Here is a 17,778-nt window from a genome sequence, read left to right as displayed (position 1 = left end):
ATTTGGGATTTATGCGTGAGGATTAAAACATATAAAATGCTTAGTGTAGACAAAAAACTGGTTGTACCTATTTTCTGGCTGTTATTTCGACACACACTGCGACTCTGCTTTGAACGCTTTACGCTCGATCAGCTCAAATGATCAGCTAAAAATAGTGGACCAAGCGATTCTTTGGGTAAAGAAAATTCTTCTGGATAATCAACAGCAACCAAATATAGTCCTTCGGCTTTGGCTGTTGCTCCTGCCAGTTTTCTATCTTTGGCTTCAAGCAGCCATTTTATCCATTCGGGAGGCTGCTCACCCCGGCCGACGACAATGAGGCTACCAGTGATATTTCTCACCATATGATGGACAAAGGCGTTGGCTTTAATGTCGATGACGACATAGTGGCCATGGCGAGTCACATTCAAATGCATGACGTTTCGCCAAGGACTATTAGATTGACAATGCACAGCGCGAAAAGAGGTGAAATCATTTTCGCCCAATAAAAGCTGCCCTGCTTGCTGCATTTTCTCAACGTCTAAATCGCCATGATAATGACTGACACCTGAAGATAATATGCCAGGGCGATAAGCATGATTATAAATGATGTAGCGATAACGGCGTGCTGTAGCCGAAAAGCGAGCGTGAAAATCGCTTGAAACCTCAGTTGCCCAACGAACAGCGATATCTTTTGGTAAATGAGCATTGACACCCATTGTCCAAGCGACCATTTTTCGGCAAGCCGTAGTATCAAAATGTATCACCTGCCCTGTGCCGTGAACCCCTGCATCGGTGCGCCCCGCACACAATACTTCAACCGGATGGTTCGCCACAACTGTGAGTGCTTTTTCTAATTCTTCTTGGACACTTTTAACGTCACGTTGTCGCTGCCAACCATAGTATTGAGAACCATTGTACTCAATACCTAAAGCGATTCTCATCATCTGATTCTCTTTGAAAATGGGTCGGGCAGTATAATCGCAATCAAAAAAAAATTCTAATCGGCAAGTCATCTACACCCCAACCACCGTCAATGTGAAGTTCAGATCATCGGCAAGTCAGAAAAGGCGATTCAATCACAACGAGGTCGTATATTCACGGCCTCGTTTGTTTTTAAGCTCGGCGATTAATGCTGTCAATCAAAGATTTCGCTTCTCGTCGAATATCATCACTACCATCAACAATGGCTTCCTCTAACAGTTTTATCGCCCCTTTATCATCGTTCATTTCGATGTAAATTTTGGCAAGATCCAGTTTACCCGCCGCCTCAGAGTTATTGTCTACATCGATATCACCAATGTCACCAATCACATCCGGAAATTCACTTAAACCAACATCTAACTTGAGTTCTTCATCTTCAGGGCTGATCCCCTCTTCACCCTCAACTTGAGCCATTAGTTCATCAATGGTCATGTACTGACTCTTTTGGGTTTCAAAATCATCAATCTCTTCTTGAATCTCCCAGTTTTCATCAAGAATTTGAGGCTCGTCGGTTTGAATATCATCACTCCAAACCGCTCGCTCTTCTTCAGGCACGTCATCTGGAATGGAAGCTTGTTGATCTGGCGTTAAATTAAAACCATTCCAATCTTCGCCACCAACCTCTAACATTGCATCAATATCCATACCCGCACTATCAATAGTGCGGGCATCGAGTGGGCGGTCAAACGTGAACGGAGCAGGGGATATGCTTTCTTCATCTAGCCAATCTTTTAAGGCTTTCTCATCAAACTCCTGCTTTGAAATACTCTGCAACTCGTTTGCGTCATCGTCTACTGAAAGCGGCTGTTGATCTGTTTCTAGTGCTGGTTCGTTAATTGAAGCAAGTGCATCTTCTTCACTGAATTCAGGCAAGGCTTGCTCATCAATCGCTTCAAAACTTTCTTGAGCAACAGGTTCTGACGCCGTTTCTTGAGGCTCGGCTATCGCATCCGCCAGCGCGTCTTCTTCTGTGTACTCTGGCAGCTCAAGATCCGTCAATTCGCTCTCTTCGCTCTCGTCTTCCTTTTCTTCTTCTAGAGGCGGCTCGTTAATTGAAGCAAGTGCATCTTCTTCACTGAATTCAGGCAAGGCTTGCTCATCAATCGCTTCAAAACTTTCTTGAGCAACAGGCTCTGACGCCGCTTCTTGAGGCTCGGCTATCGCATCCGCCAGCGCGTCTTCTTCTGTGTACTCTGGCAGCTCAAGATCCGTCAATTCGCTCTCTTCGCTCTCGTCTTTCTTTTCTTCTTCTAGAGGCGGCTCGTTAATTGAAGCAAGTGCATCTTCTTCACTGAATTCAGGCAAGGCGTGCTCATCAATCGCTTCAAAACTTTCTTGAGCAACAGGCTCTGACGCCGTTTCTTGAGGCTCGGCTATCGCATCCGCCAGCGCGTCTTCTTCTGTGTACTCTGGCAGCTCAAGATCCGTCAATTCGCTCTCGTCTTCCTTTTCTTCTTCTAGAGGCGGCTCGTTAATTGAAGCAAGTGCATCTTCTTCACTGAACTCAGGCAACGCCTCTTCATCAATTGCGGCAAAATTTTCTTGAGCAACAGGTTCTGACGCTGTTTCTTGAGGCTCGGCTATCGCATCCGCCAGCGCGTCTTCTTCTGTGTACTCTGGCAGCTTAAGATCCGTCAGTTCGCTCTCGTCTTCATTCTTTTCTTCCAGCGAAGGCTCGGTGAATGAGGCTAAGAGATCCTCCTCTTCGAACTCATCTATATCATTGTCTGGAAGTTTTAATTCCGTTAACTCATCCTGAGATAGATCAGCTTCCGCTTCAGTTGTACTGATAGACTTGGACTCACCCAGCTCCCAATCTTCATCTTGCGGTGTGCCGAACTCATTTGGTATCCCTTCCGGCTGAGTAATCGATTCTGTTTCTATCTTATTTTCTGACAATAGATTGTTTTCTGGAAATAGATTGTTTTCTGGAAATAGATTGTTTTCTGGAAATAGATTGTTTTCTGGTGGTGTTGGCTCAGCAAGTTCTGGGTAATTCGCGCCTTCAATTTCAGGATTGAAATCAAAGGAGTCGTCAACAAACTCTTCATTTATGTCGCCATCAACCACTCCCGTCTGCTCATCATCAAGTAGAGGATCTTTTTCGGGAGCAGCATTCAGTAGATCGTCAATGAAGATGTCACTGTTAAACTCGGAATCGTCTACGCTATTGTTTTGATTGTCTAACAACTCGCTATTTTGCTGTTCACTCTCTTCGATAGTCTGAGCATGCTGCTCGATTTCCAGCAACTCTTCAAATAATGCTGTGCCATCTTCTTCAATGGCACTATCCTTATCGTCAGTAGCTTCTTGATCTTGGTCCTCTTCAAGACCAAGTAATTCAGAACCATTGTCAGTAAATAGTTCGTCCAATAGCTCTGTACTATTATCACCCAGCTTGGTTTCAAGCTCGGATTCCGTATTTTCTTCACCCAATAACTCATACAGAGTTTGATCACCAGAGAAGTCAAGATCATCAACATCTTCTTCGCTCAAAGCTATGTCTTTATCGGGCTGCACAAGTTCTTCAAGTAAGTCGGTACTTTCCGATAAATCTGTCTCGATTTCTTCATCATCACCGAGCAACTCATCGAGCAACTCAACACTGTCGCCATCGATTGCTAGAATGTTTTCATCTTGCTCTTCTAGTAATTCATCCAGCAGCGCCGTATCGGAAGCTGGTTCAGGTGAAGTAAGGTCTGATTGTGCCTCAATCGTGGCAAACAGATCATCAAGCTCGCTGTCTGACGCAAGTTCTGCTTCTTTTAAATCAAAACTGCCGTCGGGTTTTGCCAACTCGGGCTCTTCTGAATCCAAGTTGAAATCACCTTCGGACTCATCCAGTAATGAATCAAAGTCAAAACTATCGTCATTATCGTCATTGCTATTGGTGGCAAATAAATCGTCCAGTAGAGATTGATCTAAAGTATCGCTTTCGAGATCTTCAGCTTGTCCATCTCCAGCCAATAAGGCGTCAATGTCATCTTCAGAAATGGCATCATCGTTATCGGATAAATCAAATTCTGTTTCGCCGTCATCTTCATCTAATAACACTTCGTCTAAAGCTCGGGCCATCTCATCGAGACCGACGGCTTTTTCATCAGCAGCGACACTGATGCCGTTACTGCTAGCGGTCAAATCTTCTAAATCCGCAGCAAGATCACCATCATCACCGATACTTGCAAATGGGTCTTCGCCATCTTCACCTTCGAGGTTGAAGTCTAAATCTGTATCGTCTAAATCGGCAAAAATGTCAGATTCTTGCCCTGCATTGTCATCGATTTCATCATCCAATGATGTATCATCACCAAATAACTTCTCACTATCATCAGACTCACCAAACAAGTCATCATTCAGCATTAAATCATCGTCGATATCTTCAACGCTGCCAACAGCCATCGGCGTTATGGGCTCTTGATTGCCTTGAGTGACAGCTGGCTGCTCTGTTGGTTTGGATCGGCGACCAAGCAACATCACGACCAATAAACCAATTAACAAGCCAGGAATAAGGGCGAGAGCGGCGACCAACCAGGAGTTGGAAAGCAGTTGATCAAGTGCACTTGGTGCAAGCTTTTGCGCCTCTAGTGCTTTTCTACGTTCTTCATCAAGTAGCTTCTCAACTTCAGAGCGAATGCGGTTTTCGTCGCCGAGTTCTCCTTTGAGTGCATCAACTTCAGATTGAACATCTGCCAGCATCAAACGTAACTTATGATTTTTCTCTTCAAGCGCCAGTAATTCAGTATCAGATTTGGCAACTTGTGTGCCAATCTCTTTTAGCACAGGTTCACTCTTCGCCTTTTCAACAACTGGTTGAGCGGCAGTAGAGGCAATTGTTTTTTCAGGCAAAGTTGTAGAAGCCGCAGTAACAGGCGTTGTTGGCTGCGCCGTATTAGCATTCAATTTGGCTTGATGCGCGGCCATGATATTGACCGCTTCTTGCGTGGATGCACTATTTGCCTGTGCCAATGATGGAACACGTAAGTTGCTACCCGGGATCAAACTGTGAATATTTTGATTTTCGAACGCTTGAGGGTTTAACCGATAAATAGCCAGTAGGGTTTGCTGAACGGTAACGTTATTCGATGGGCGTAGTCGAGTAGCAATAGACCACAAAGTGTCACTGTCTAAAGTTGGTCCAAAAAACGTCGATGGTTGGCTATTAGCCGACTGAAGATTACGAGTTTGAGTGAGATTTTCTGAGAATTGAGGAGAAGACTGGATCTCACCATTCGGCCCAACCAGGCGAATGCTCTCGGCACTAACGATAGAAGTCTGAGTCACGGCAACCATTGCTATCGGCAACAGTAGACGCTGAAAAATTTGACGCATATAAGGCTCAGCTATGTGCTTGGAATAAATAAATACGATGATCTGTTTAATATATCGGATAACGGTAGCAAAACTATAGGACGCAAGGTAAAAAATGTGTCACGACTACGATAATCGCAGGAATCTCACACATTTTTTCCCGTTAAGTGAGCTTGCTCAAACAAAAACAGTATCATGATAAAAAGAAAGGCCAGCACTGGCTGACCTTTTTAAATAGTACTTAAGCTTACTCTGCGTCTATTTTTGCCCAAGTGTCACGTAGGCCAACAGTGCGGTTAAAGACTAATGCTTCTGGTTTAGAATCTTTCGAGTCCGCACAGAAATAACCCATGCGCTCAAACTGATAACCTTGCTCCGCGTGTGCCGACACCAAACTAGGCTCAACAAAACCATTAATTTTAACCAATGAATCTGGGTTAATTGTTTCGGCAAAGTTGTCAGCCGCCGCCGGGTTGGGAACGGTAAATAGGCGATCATACAAACGAATTTCAGCTGGCAAGGCTTTATCGGCGGATACCCAGTGAATAACACCTTTCACTTTGCGTCCATCTGCCGGGTTTTTACCCAGAGTATCCATATCGTAAGTGCAGAATATTGTCGTAATATTGCCTTGTGCATCTTTTTCAATGCGTTCTGCTTTTATTACGTAAGCGCCGCGTAAGCGAACTTCTTTGCCTAGCACTAAACGTTTGTATTTCTTGTTGCCTTCTTCACGGAAATCTTCACGTTCGATCCATAACTCACGCGTAAAGGGTACTTCGCGCTCACCCATTTCCGGTTTATTTGGGTGATTAGCAAGCGTCAATGTTTCCACTTTATCGGCATCAAAGTTTTCGATCACCACTTTTAGAGGGTCAAGAACCGCCATGGCGCGAGGCGCATGTTCGTTTAAGTCTTCACGGATGCAAGACTCTAACGAACTGAATTCGATCATATTTTCCTGTTTTGTCACCCCAATGCGTTTGCAAAACTCACGAATCGATGCTGGTGTGAATCCACGGCGGCGTAGACCTGAAATCGTCGGCATACGTGGGTCATCCCAACCATCCACTAATTTTTCCGTAACCAGTTGGTTGAGTTTACGCTTAGACATCACTGTATATTCGAGGTTTAGGCGGCTAAACTCATACTGATGCGGTTGACAATCAATCGTGATATGTTCCAACACCCAATCGTACAAACGACGGTTATCTTGAAACTCTAGGGTACAAATTGAGTGCGTGATCCCTTCCAAGGCATCCGAGATGCAGTGAGTAAAATCGTACATTGGATAAATGCACCATTTGTTACCCGTTTGGTGATGCTCCGCGAAACGAACACGGTAAAGCACAGGATCGCGCATCACCATAAAGGATGACGCCATGTCAATCTTGGCACGTAAACACGCTTTGCCTTCTTCGAAACCACCCGCACGCATTTTCTCAAATAGCGCTAGGTTTTCTTCAACGCTGCGATCGCGGTACGGGCTTGGTTTACCAGCTTGAGTTAATGTGCCGCGATATTCACGGATCTCTTCAGGACTGAGCTCTTCAACATAAGCAAGACCTTTTTCGATCAGCTCAACCGCATATTGGTATAGTTTGTCAAAATAATCTGACGAGTAACAAACATCACCAGACCATTGGAAGCCGAGCCATTTCACGTCTGCTTTGATTGACTCAACGTACTCCATATCTTCTTTTTCAGGGTTTGTATCGTCAAAACGTAAATTACACTGTCCCTGATAGTCCTGAGCAATACCAAAGTTTAAGCAGATAGATTTAGCATGACCGATGTGCAGGTAGCCATTTGGTTCGGGTGGAAAACGAGTATGCACACTTGTGTGTTTGCCATCCGCTAAATCCTTATCAATGATTTGGCGAATAAAATTCGATGGACGAGCCTCAGCTTCACTCATCTATAGCACCTCAAAATTATTTAGTATCGTCAGAAGATTTTTCTGTATGTAACAGCAGCAATGCTTGCAGAAACAGAAAGTTTGTCGCTAATAATCCACAATTATCCGCTCTTACACAATAAAAAGTGGGTATTTCCTACGATTATTTCAAGACATTGCCTTTTGTCTGGTTAGACTAAGCAAAATTTCTGGCAAAGGGCATAAGAAATAGACAATAGACAAAAGATGACGGCCGTAAAACGCCTTCACAGTTGCGCTTATCCTATTAATGAGAAAAGCCTCTGCAACAAGCAGAGGCTTTAAAAATGACCTAATAACCAATTGTGATTAAGGAAGCTTTACGCTAGAAAGATCTTCATTCACGTTGATAGACTTCATCTCACCTGCAACGATTTCAGCTAGGGGACCTAGAATAACTTGCAGGTTGTTAGTGCCTAGTTTCACCACACCCATTGCACCCAATGCTTTTAATGTTTTCTCATCGATAACACTCATGTCATTAACAGATAAGCGTAAGCGAGTGATACAAGCATCGATGTTAGATAGGTTGCTATGGCCGCCTAAGGCTTTAAGGTACTGTTTAGCAAGCTCAGAAGACTCTTTCGCACCTGACACTTGGTTATCGCTATCATCATCTTCGCGGCCAGGTGTTTTAAGGCCAAATTTCAAAATGACCGTACGGAAAATCACATAGTACAGAGCAAAGAACACAATGCCTTGAACCACCAGCATGTACCAATTAACCGCCAGTGGGTTACGTGATGACAATACCATATCCACAAGGCCTGCAGAGAAACCGAAACCCGCAATCCATTGCATTGAAGCAGCAATAAATACTGATAGGCCAGTCAATGCCGCATGCAACACATATAGCGCAGGAGCAAGGAACATGAACGAGAATTCTAGAGGTTCAGTTACACCGGTAAAGAATGAAGCAAAACCAGCGGCAATCATGATAGAAGCAACTTTCTCTTTATTTTTCGCTGTCGATGTGTGGTAAATAGCCAATGCCGCACCAGGTAGGCCGAACATCATAATAGGGAAGAAGCCTGCTTGGTACATACCCGTTACGCCTGGGATGCCTGTACCTTCTGCAATAGATTTCGCACCACCTAAGAAGTTAGGAATATCGTTAATACCCGCAACGTCAAACCAGAATACTGAGTTCAGTGCGTGATGAAGACCAACAGGGATTAGCAAGCGGTTAAAGAACGCATAGATACCGGCACCCGCAGAACCTAGACCTTGAATCGATTCACCAAACGATACTAGACCGCCATAAACATGTGGCCATACATACATCAGAACGAAGGCAATAAAAATACCGGCAAATGAAGTCAAAATAGGGACTAAACGTTTACCAGAGAAGAAGGCTAATGCTTTATGCAGTTCTACAGTAGAGAAGCGATTGTAGATTTCAGCAGAAACAATACCCACTAAAATACCAACAAACTGGTTGTTGATTTTACCAAAAGCAGCAGGAACTACGCTTGGATCAATACCTTGGATCTGCGCAACGGCTCCTGGAGAAAGCAAAGTCGTCACGACTAAGAAACCAACAAAACCCGACAACGCAGCAGCACCGTCTTTATCTTTAGACATCCCGTAAGCCACACCAACAGCAAATAGCACAGACATGTTATCAATGATTGCAGCACCAGCTTTAATCAGGAATGCAGCTAAGGCACTGTTTGAACCCCACCCATTTGGGTCGATCCAATAACCAATACCCATTAGTATTGCGGCAGCTGGCAATGTGGCAACTGGTACCATCAACGCCTTGCCTACTTTTTGAAAGTATCCAAGAATATTCACCTTAAGTTCCCCCTATAGGATTTAGGATTTTTTGTATTTGGTTGAGCCACTTATTTTAGTCGCTCAATTTAGTCAAACTCAGTTTATGATATTAATTTTGCTCCGCAAATTAAAACCTTATCATTTGTGATCATAATCACCACAATCTGCCAAATACCAAGGTTTTTGCTAGCGAGATCATAAAACTTATTTTACAATTAAAAAAAATGGAAGTTAGGCGATAATATTTGCCTGTTTCATAGCCGAATAGCATGTAAGCTAAACAACCCCGACTGGCTTTTTTCGTATAAAATGCAAACTATAACCATCAAATAACCCAGTTAAAACGAGCACTTAATTTTAATGTCATCCAGCATTCGCTGTTTGCTAACAAGATAATTCGCGACCTAATTGAAGTAAGAAAAGAAAGCACTTGACTGACTCATTCCACCTTTTATTTCGTCGCCTAGCTAAATTCATAAGATATTGATAGATAAGGATTCTATAATTATGTACGCACTAACTAACTGTAAAATCTACACTGGCAGTGATGTGCTAGTTGACTATGCTGTGATTATCAACAACGAGTTGATTGAAGCGGTCTGTCCTATTGCGGATTTACCACAAGGTATAGCGACACAAGATTTAAATGGTGCAAACCTAAGCCCAGGCTTTATCGACCTGCAATTGAATGGTTGTGGCGGTGTGATGCTAAATGATGAAGTAACGGCGACTACGATGCAGATCATGCATAAAGCCAACCTAAAATCAGGATGCACAAGCTTTTTGCCAACGTTAATCACCTCTTCAGACGAAGACATGCGCAAAGCGATTTCTGCCGCACGTGAATATCACTCTCAATATAAAAACCAATCACTGGGTTTACACCTTGAAGGACCATATCTTAATGTGATGAAAAAGGGCATTCACAGTGTCGATTTCATCCGCCCTTCAGATGACAACATGATCACCACTATGTGTGAAAATAGCGATGTGATTGCTAAAGTGACATTGGCGCCAGAGCACAACAATCCAGAACACATTGAACGTTTGGTGAAAGCTGGCATTGTGGTATCGATTGGTCACACTAACGCAACTTATACTGAAGCACGTAAAAGCTTTGAATCAGGCATCACCTTTGCCACGCACTTATTTAATGCCATGACGCCGATGGTTGGACGTGAACCCGGTGTAGTCGGTGCAATTTATGACACCCCAGAGGTTTATGCTGGCGTTATTGCCGACGGCTTCCATGTTGATTATGCTAACATCAGAATTGCTCACAAAATCAAAGGTGAAAAGCTTGTATTAGTGACCGATGCCACAGCTCCTGCAGGTGCTAACATGGATTACTTTATTTTTGTTGGTAAGAAAGTATATTACCGTGATGGCAAGTGTGTTGATGAAAATGGCACACTAGGCGGCTCAGCACTCACTATGATTGAGGCAGTGCAAAACACTGTTGAGCACGTTGGTATCGCATTGGACGAAGCTCTACGGATGGCGACTCTATATCCGGCAAAAGCAATTGGTGTGGATCACAAACTAGGTCGAGTTAAAAAAGGCATGGTGGCGAACCTCACTGCATTTGATAGAGACTTCAATGTTCAGGCGACGGTTGTTAACGGACAATACGAGCACAATTGATAATGAATGGCGGACAAATAGGTAACGTAGATTTAGTCAAACAACTCAACAGCGCAGCAGTGTATCGATTGATCGACCTACAAGGTCCGATATCTCGAATTCAAGTTGCCGATGTGAGCCAACTTGCTCCAGCAAGTGTTACAAAAATAACCCGCCAACTTCTAGAACGCGGCCTCATTAAAGAGGTCGCACAACAAGCCTCTACTGGCGGACGCAGGGCTATCTCATTAACAACCGAAGTCGCCCCTTTTCACTCTGTTGCCGTACGTTTAGGTCGAGATTACATCCAGCTCAGTTTATATAATTTAGGTGGCAAAGAACTCGCGTCTGACTATCACGAGTTTCACTATTCTCACCAAACACAATTAATTGAGGGACTCCTTTTTTACCTCAATACTTTTATCAAACAACAGCAAGAGCGAATCGAACAATTCATTGCCATTGGTATTGCCCTACCCGGCTTAGTCAACCCAGAAACGGGTGTCGTAGAATACATGCCCAACATTGCTATTGATGCACTCGCTTTAGGTGACATCATTCGTGATAATTTTCATGTTGAATGTTTTGTCGGCAATGACGTGCGCGGTATGGCGCTTGCCGAACACTATTTCGGTGCCAGCAAAGATTGCCAAGACTCTATTCTGGTCAGCGTACACAGAGGAACTGGAGCTGGCATTATCGTCAATGGTCAAGTATTCCTAGGCTATAACCGTAACGTGGGTGAAATAGGTCATATCCAAATCGATCCACTCGGCGAACAGTGTCAATGTGGAAACTTCGGCTGTCTGGAAACGGTAGCCGCAAACCCGGCCATTATATCTCGCGTTAAAAAACTGATTGCTCAAGGCTATGAATCTAGCCTCTCGAATATCGAGAGCATTACCATCAATGATGTGTGTGAGCACGCCAATCTCGGTGATGAGCTCGCAAAACAGAGCTTAATTCGAGTGGGTAACCAACTAGGTAAAGCCATTGCAATGACAATCAACTTATTCAATCCACAAAAAGTAGTGATTGCAGGGCAAATTACATCAGCCCAAGAAATCATATTCCCAGCAATTCAGCGGAATGTTGAGAATCAATCCCTCAAAACTTTCCATTCCAATTTACCTATAGTCGCGTCGCAAATTGATAAACAACCAACTATCGGCGCATTTGCTATGATTAAACGAGCAATGTTAAATGGCGTCTTACTCCAAAAATTGCTTGGCGAATAAACTACCGAACGAATCACAATTGGAAGCTGTGTCGTCGTGATACGGCTTTTTTTACAACTCAAGCATTCTTTTTAAACCAAAGCACTACAAAGGAATCTATGGAACTTATCCTAATTTCAGCAGCTTTTTTCGCAGGATTTATTGCCTTGAAGTGCAACTTACCCCCATTGGTTGGATTTTTAGTTGCTGGGTTTGGCCTTAATGCTGCCGGCTACCACAGCAGCGACACCATTTTACTCCTAGCTGATTTAGGGGTGACCTTATTGCTGTTCACAATTGGACTTAAGCTGGAGATTAAAACCTTACTGGCTAGAGAGATTTGGGCTGGCGCCACAGTTCATAACCTCCTTTCTACAGGGATTTTCAGCATTGCTTTATTGATATTCAAATACTTAGGCGTTAGTAGTCTAGCCTCTATGTCAATTGAACAATTAGTTCTGCTTGGTTTTGCTTTGTCATTCTCCAGTACTGTTTTTGCGGTTAAATCACTGCAAGAGAAAGGAGAAATGAACGCGACATACGCTACTATCACCATCGGTATTCTTGTAATGCAAGATATCTTTGCTGTCATATTTTTAACTGTCTCGACTGGAAAACTTCCTCATTGGTACGCTGCCACTTTATTGATCCTGCCCTTTATGCGGCCACTATTTTACAAACTGCTCGACTGGGTTGGTCACGGTGAAATGCTTGTTCTATTTGGTATATTTTTTGCGTTAGTGGTCGGAGCAGGATCATTTGAATTGGTTGGGATGAAACCCGATCTTGGTGCTCTGATTTTAGGCATGCTGCTAGCAGGCCATCGCAAAGCATCTGAGTTGTCAAAATCACTCTTTAATCTAAAAGAGCTGTTTCTCGTCTGCTTTTTCCTCAACATTGGACTATCAGAACAACCCACAATGACTGGGTTTGCGCTCGCATTGTTGATCTTACTGCTGCTTCCAATCAAAGCAATTCTCTATTTCTGGGTACTCAACCGCTTTAAATTCCGAGTGAGGACTTCACTGTTGGCCACCTTGTCTTTATTCAATTTCAGTGAATTTGGGCTAATTGTGGGTGGTCTTGCTTTTAAAATGGGGTGGATGTCGGGTGACATATTAGTTGCGTTAGCCATTGCGGTATCCATTTCATTTGTGATCGCAGCACCAATAAGCCGTAAAGGCCATGAACTCTACCAACATTCACGGCAATGGTTGAAAGAACATGCCGCAGAAAAACTCAACACCAAAGATCAATTAATTAACCCGGGTCACGCTCAGGTACTTATATTAGGGATGGGCCGAATTGGTACAGGTGCATATGATGAATTGCACTCTCGTTATGGCAAAATAAGTTTAGGCATAGAAGTCCGGGAAGAGGTTGCTCATGATCATCGTTCACAAGGACGCAATGTTATTGCTGGTGATGCAACCGACCCTGATTTCTGGGAGCGCATTCTAGACACTGGTAATGTAAAACTCGTACTGCTTGCTATGCCGCATCATCAAGGTAACCAAATCGCGCTGTCTCAATTACAACACCGTAATTTTAAAGGACAAATCGCAGCCATCGCCGAATACCCAGACCAATTGGAATCGCTATTGGAAAGTGGTGTTGATGCGGCATTCAACATCTATAACGAAGCGGGTAGCGGTTTTGCCCGCCATGTATGTAAACAGCTCCAACCTAATTTTACTAAACCGTAATAATGTCTAGGTAAGCCATAGCAATTTTTAGATAAAACATTGTCATTTCTATGCCCAACTCAATACGGCCCCAGAGCTTAGTTGGGCATAATTTACCCATCAGCGCTCAAAAACAGAAAACAAATAGAAAAAATTCACATAAAATGCATTTTATTTAAATTAAATCCACCAGCATGCGTCTTATATGATATTAACAACACCATATGGTTGCTTTTTTTAACCAAAATGGCAAATTAGGCCCAACAGATTAAAAATCATCAAAAGGAAGTTGTATGTGTTCTATATTTGGCATTCTTGATATTAAAAGTGATGCAACAGCGTTACGCCCAATAGCGCTAGAGATGTCTAAAAAAATGCGTCACCGCGGCCCTGACTGGTCTGGCATCTATGCTTCAGAAAAAGCAATCTTGGCTCATGAGCGCCTTTCTATTGTCGGTTTAAACAGCGGCGCACAACCCCTTTATAGCCCAAATAAAAAGCACATATTAGCGGTCAATGGTGAGATTTATAACCACAAAGAAATTCGTGCTCGTTACCAAGGCAAATACGATTTTCAAACCGACTCTGACTGCGAAGTGATATTAGCGCTTTATGCAGACATGGGTGCCGCGCTGCTTGAAGAACTCAACGGTATCTTTGCCTTTGTGCTCTATGATGAAGAAAAAGATGAGTACCTTATCGGGCGTGATCACATTGGTATCATCCCTCTGTATCAAGGCCATGACGAACACGGTAACTACTATATCGCCTCCGAAATGAAAGCGTTGGTGAGCGTTTGTAAAACCATCAGTGAATTTCCTCCTGGTAGTTACTACAGCTCGAAAGAGGCTGGTCCGCAGCGCTACTATATTCGAGATTGGAATGAATACGCGGCAGTCCAAGGCAATAGCAGTAGTAAAGAAGATCTAAAACAAGCATTAGAAGCGGCCGTTAAGCGCCAACTGATGACAGACGTACCTTATGGTGTTTTGCTTTCTGGAGGATTGGACTCTTCAATTACGTCAGCCATTGCGAAACGTTACGCTGCCATGCGAATTGAAGATGATGAACAATCAGAAGCGTGGTGGCCACAGCTTCACTCTTTTGCGGTGGGTTTAGACGGTGCTCCAGACCTTAAAGCCGCCCGCGAAGTGGCTGAAAAAATTGGCACTGTACATCACGAAATGACTTATACCATCCAAGAGGGTTTAGATGCTATTCGTGATGTTATTTACCACATTGAAACGTATGACGTGACGACGATTCGAGCCTCTACTCCTATGTATTTGATGGGGCGAAAAATCAAAGCAATGGGTATCAAAATGGTCCTTTCTGGCGAAGGAGCGGATGAGATCTTCGGTGGTTACTTATACTTCCACAAAGCACCAAACGCGCAAGAATTCCACGAAGAAACTGTGCGTAAACTGCTGGCGTTGAACTTGTTTGACTGCGCTCGCGCTAATAAGTCTTTAGCAGCTTGGGGAGTGGAAGGACGCGTTCCTTTCCTAGACAAGGAGTTTATTGATGTGGCGATGAGGCTTAACCCTGCTGACAAAATGTGTGGTAATGGAAAAATGGAAAAACACATTCTACGTGAGTGCTTTGAAGATTATCTGCCAGCCTCGATTGCTTGGCGTCAAAAAGAGCAATTTTCCGATGGTGTGGGCTATAGCTGGATTGACACCCTAAAGAGTGTTGCTGAAGAAAAAATTACCGATCAGCAGATGGAAACAGCAAAATACCGCTTCCCATATAATACTCCAGCGACAAAAGAAGGGTATGTTTACCGCGAGATCTTTGAAGAGCTGTTCCCGTTAGAGTCGGCTGCGCAATGCGTTCCTGGAGGTCCTTCTGTGGCTTGTTCTTCCGCCAAAGCAATTGAGTGGGATGAATCCTTTAAAAATTGTATTGACCCATCAGGCCGAGCTGTCAAAGCGGTACACAATGAAGCGTACTGATCCAATCCTTGAGTGATACATAACATAAAAGGCGCTGAATGCGCCTTTTATGTGTCTAAATAGCTTACTGTAGAGAGCCAATCACGAATCCAATTCTAAATGCTTATTATCAATGCTCATCGGTATCACTTGGCTGATCATTTTAACCAACATAATCGAACGCATCTCGCCATCGGGTTCTTGATAAATGGCATCAATTCCTGAAAATTGCCCACTTTTAAGCCTAACCACCTGTCCTTTTTCAGGAATATTGAGCGATGTCATCGGTTTTTTGATTTGGTCAAGTGACTTTAACTCGCCGATCAAATCACCGTCTAACTCCTTAGGATGCGGACCAAATCGAATGAAATCGACTACACCACGAGTAGAGCGAACACTAGTAAAAGTTGGCCCAATTTCAAAATCAAAGTGAATGAACATGTAAGAAGGAAAAAGAGGTTCTGTAACAACTTGCCGCTTACCCCGAAGAATTCTCTCTAACTCAATTTCTGGGTAGAAACATTCGACACCTTGATTTTCAAGGTGTGCTTTAGCACGCCTCTGATCGCCACGTTTACAATACAACAAATACCAACGTTTCATTTTATTCCTAGCTACTGCTTTTCTTTTTCTTGAATCCTAACATCATCCATCTTCTCAATAAACGGCTAATAAACCAAACACAACAATAAACACTTTATGTCCGAGTAAGGAAAATTCAACAAATCAGTAATGAAAGATAAGTTTTCATGAGGCAACAAAACTTTACTGATAGACAAAACCACTATTAAAAAACAATAAGTTAATCAACACCACCAGAATGAAACACTGATTTTACTCATTGCGATACGCTAAAAGCCAATGTATATCTAAAGCACAATTTTTCTCATCTCAAATACTAATAATTCTTATGACAAACCAACATCAATACTTTGGGCACCCAAGGGGCCTATTTTTACTTTTTGGCACAGAGCTATGGGAACGTTTTTCGTATTATGCGATGCGCGCCATTTTGGTACTTTACATAACAGACGCGACTATAAATGGGGGGCTAGGTTGGTCAACCAAAGATGCTCTCGATCTTTACGGTACTTATACTGGGCTAGTCTATATAACACCTCTTATTGGCGGCTATCTTGCCGACAACTATCTTGGGCAACGTCGTTCAATTCTGATTGGTGGTGCGTTAATGGCTATTGGCCAATTTACTCTTGCACTACCTGCTGATGCATTGGGGATCGGTTCCCTACACACTTTCTATTTAGGCCTTGCATTGCTTATCTGCGGTAACGGTCTATTTAAGCCCAATATCTCAACAATGGTTGGTGACCTATATAATGAAGGTGATAACCGTCGTGATGGCGCATTCACCATCTTCTACATGGGGATCAATTTAGGTGCGCTACTTGCTGGTGTGATCTCTGGTTCTGTTACTAACTCATTTGGTTGGAAAGCAGGTTTTGTGGCGGCTGGTATTGGTATGCTGATCAGCCTTGTGATGCAAATGGCAATGGCTCAATCATGGCTTGGTGATATTGGCCGTGAACCAGCAGCGAAGCGTGATCTAAAGCTGAAAAAATCAGCAAATAAAGAACCACTAACAAAAGCAGAAGTAGATCGTATCAAAGTTATCCTTGTGATGAGTTTATTTACCATCGTTTTCTGGGCGGGTTTCGAACAAGCGGGTGGTTTAATGAACATTTATACGCAGCAATACACTGATCGTATGATCGGTGGTTTTGAGGTACCTGCGGCTTGGTTCCAATCGTTAAATCCATTTTTCATTATTACTCTTGCCCCTGTATTAGCCGTATTATGGGTAAAATTAGGTAAGCGTGAACCAAACTCGCCAATAAAGTTTGCATTAGCGATGTTCTTCTTAGCCCTAGGCTTCCTATGTATGGTTGGTGCGGTTATGGAGCAAGGTGGTGACACTACCGTAAAAACGTCAATGCTATGGCTTGTTGGTGCTTTCTTCTTTCATACCTTGGGTGAACTGTGCCTATCGCCAATCGGTCTATCGCTTGTCACTAAACTAGCTCCACTACGTCTTGCTTCATTAATGATGGGAGCATGGTTCGGTTGTAACGCAATCGCGAATTATGTAGCAGGCCATGTAGGTTCTCATGTGGGAGAGCTTGGTGCGATGGCTATCTTCAGTGGTATTGCAGTAACAGCAACCATTGGCGGCGTCATTTTACTGTTGTGCTCTAACACACTCGTTCGTTGGATGCACGGTGCAGAAAGAACCACAAGCTACGCTGAAGAAGTTGAAGAGCAACAAACTCAGTTAGTCTAGTATCAAATCTATCCCGCGCTTTTGGGTGAGT

Annotated in this window: 10 protein-coding genes; 5 read left to right on the top strand and 5 right to left on the bottom strand. The window is 43.4% G+C overall.

What is annotated here, in order from left to right; genetic code table 11:
* Positions 1–128: 128 nt before the first annotated feature.
* The 4 genes from truA to nagE form a co-directional block, all read right to left on the bottom strand.
* Positions 129–923 carry a tRNA pseudouridine(38-40) synthase TruA gene (gene truA, locus CCZ37_RS04235; protein WP_010318479.1) on the bottom strand — a complete coding sequence of 265 codons (795 nt, stop codon included), beginning with the start codon at positions 921–923 and terminating at the stop codon, positions 129–131.
* 172 nt (positions 924–1,095) lie between these two features.
* Positions 1,096–5,292: a FimV/HubP family polar landmark protein gene (locus tag CCZ37_RS04230; protein ID WP_094499827.1), complete on the bottom strand. Its 4,197-nt coding sequence runs from the start codon at positions 5,290–5,292 to the stop codon at positions 1,096–1,098.
* A gap of 226 nt (positions 5,293–5,518) precedes the next feature.
* Complete coding sequence (gene glnS, locus CCZ37_RS04225; RefSeq protein WP_010318481.1) at positions 5,519–7,189, bottom strand: glutamine--tRNA ligase; 1,671 nt, start codon at positions 7,187–7,189, stop codon at positions 5,519–5,521.
* Between the two features lie 327 nt (positions 7,190–7,516).
* Positions 7,517–9,004, bottom strand: coding sequence for an N-acetylglucosamine-specific PTS transporter subunit IIBC (gene nagE / locus CCZ37_RS04220; protein WP_010318482.1), 1,488 nt, complete (start codon positions 9,002–9,004; stop codon positions 7,517–7,519).
* Positions 9,005–9,493: 489 nt separating this feature from the next.
* Here nagE and nagA point away from each other — a divergent pair, with 489 nt between their 5' ends.
* The 4 genes from nagA to asnB all read left to right on the top strand — a co-directional run bounded on the left by nagA (position 9,494) and on the right by asnB (position 15,469).
* A complete protein-coding gene (gene nagA / locus CCZ37_RS04215) occupies positions 9,494–10,630 on the top strand; it encodes an N-acetylglucosamine-6-phosphate deacetylase (protein WP_010318483.1) in 1,137 nt (378 codons plus the stop codon).
* A gap of 2 nt (positions 10,631–10,632) precedes the next feature.
* Complete coding sequence (gene nagC, locus CCZ37_RS04210) at positions 10,633–11,847, top strand: DNA-binding transcriptional regulator NagC (RefSeq protein ID WP_010318484.1); 1,215 nt, start codon at positions 10,633–10,635, stop codon at positions 11,845–11,847.
* A gap of 98 nt (positions 11,848–11,945) precedes the next feature.
* A complete protein-coding gene (locus tag CCZ37_RS04205) occupies positions 11,946–13,532 on the top strand; it encodes a cation:proton antiporter family protein (protein ID WP_010318485.1) in 1,587 nt (528 codons plus the stop codon).
* 272 nt (positions 13,533–13,804) lie between these two features.
* Positions 13,805–15,469, top strand: coding sequence for an asparagine synthase B (asnB, locus tag CCZ37_RS04200; RefSeq protein ID WP_010318486.1), 1,665 nt, complete (start codon positions 13,805–13,807; stop codon positions 15,467–15,469).
* Between the two features lie 81 nt (positions 15,470–15,550).
* Here asnB and rfaH read toward each other — a convergent pair whose 3' ends face one another.
* On the bottom strand, positions 15,551–16,051 hold the full coding sequence (gene rfaH, locus CCZ37_RS04195; protein ID WP_094499826.1) for a transcription/translation regulatory transformer protein RfaH: 501 nt from the start codon (positions 16,049–16,051) through the stop codon (positions 15,551–15,553).
* 307 nt (positions 16,052–16,358) lie between these two features.
* On the opposite strand from rfaH, the gene CCZ37_RS04190 reads away from it, so the two are divergent.
* The gene (locus CCZ37_RS04190; RefSeq protein WP_094499825.1) at positions 16,359–17,747 is read left to right on the top strand and encodes a peptide MFS transporter; all 1,389 of its coding nucleotides are present in this window, start codon (positions 16,359–16,361) and stop codon (positions 17,745–17,747) included.
* Positions 17,748–17,778 lie beyond the last annotated feature (31 nt).

The organism is Vibrio qinghaiensis (genome assembly GCF_002257545.1).
In the GTDB taxonomy this organism is placed as follows: domain Bacteria; phylum Pseudomonadota; class Gammaproteobacteria; order Enterobacterales; family Vibrionaceae; genus Vibrio; species Vibrio ordalii.
This window is presented reverse-complemented; position numbering and strand designations above follow the sequence as displayed.

Bases quoted from the DNA above. Each gene is read 5' to 3' on its own strand.
- truA (WP_010318479.1), bottom strand. From the start codon at position 923: ATGAGAATCGCTTTAGGTATTGAGTACAATGGTTCTCAATACTATGGT.
- CCZ37_RS04230 (WP_094499827.1), bottom strand. From the start codon at position 5,292: ATGCGTCAAATTTTTCAGCGTCTACTGTTGCCGATAGCAATGGTTGCC.
- glnS (WP_010318481.1), bottom strand. From the start codon at position 7,189: ATGAGTGAAGCTGAGGCTCGTCCATCGAATTTTATTCGCCAAATCATT.
- nagA (WP_010318483.1), top strand. From the start codon at position 9,494: ATGTACGCACTAACTAACTGTAAAATCTACACTGGCAGTGATGTGCTA.
- nagC (WP_010318484.1), top strand. From the start codon at position 10,633: ATGAATGGCGGACAAATAGGTAACGTAGATTTAGTCAAACAACTCAAC.
- CCZ37_RS04205 (WP_010318485.1), top strand. From the start codon at position 11,946: ATGGAACTTATCCTAATTTCAGCAGCTTTTTTCGCAGGATTTATTGCC.
- asnB (WP_010318486.1), top strand. From the start codon at position 13,805: ATGTGTTCTATATTTGGCATTCTTGATATTAAAAGTGATGCAACAGCG.
- rfaH (WP_094499826.1), bottom strand. From the start codon at position 16,051: ATGAAACGTTGGTATTTGTTGTATTGTAAACGTGGCGATCAGAGGCGT.
- CCZ37_RS04190 (WP_094499825.1), top strand. From the start codon at position 16,359: ATGACAAACCAACATCAATACTTTGGGCACCCAAGGGGCCTATTTTTA.